General features: G+C 35.1%; 1 protein-coding gene. It reads right to left on the reverse strand.

The features are described 5' to 3' along the window. On the reverse strand, positions 1–485 hold a 485-nt coding region (locus tag H7844_16125; GenBank protein MEO5358804.1), incomplete at its 3' end, for a DUF927 domain-containing protein. Positions 486–513: the final 28 nt, after the last annotated feature.

A 513-nucleotide genomic window follows, 5' to 3' on the forward strand; every position in this document is an offset into this window, starting at 1 on the left:
TTAACCCTGCCTATCCCTGTAGAAAACTCGTAAAGATAGTTTATAACCTTTTCGTACTGTTCAGCACCTGCCTGTTCAATATCGTCAAAAACGATAGGAATACCATTGTTTTGAACTGCAAAAAGTTCACTCCCAACTGATGTCTTATTCCAAGCACGTAATGTTAAAGCCGGATTGCCATATAACCCAAGTGTTACGTGTTCAATCAACCCCTTCCCTGTTGTTGATAATCCATGTATTAAAAGTGAAAAGTTTGGGATGTTTAACTTTTTTAAAATAATTGATAACATCCCAGATAAAATAACAATTGAACCCCTCGTTAACATATAGTAGCGGAATATTTCTATATGTTTTTCTAAAGTACCTCTCAAGGTGTAACTCTCCGTTAACTCAGTGCTTACACACCTATACCCATCATAATTAATAGTTGGGATTAAGAATTTATCATCAAACCAGCCGAGATTATAGTAGCCATATATTTTCATAATCTTTGTGCTTATAAGCAGAATGGCT

It is taken from the genome of Nitrospirae bacterium YQR-1 (assembly GCA_039908095.1).
In the GTDB taxonomy this organism is placed as follows: Bacteria; Nitrospirota; Thermodesulfovibrionia; order Thermodesulfovibrionales; family Magnetobacteriaceae; genus Magnetomonas.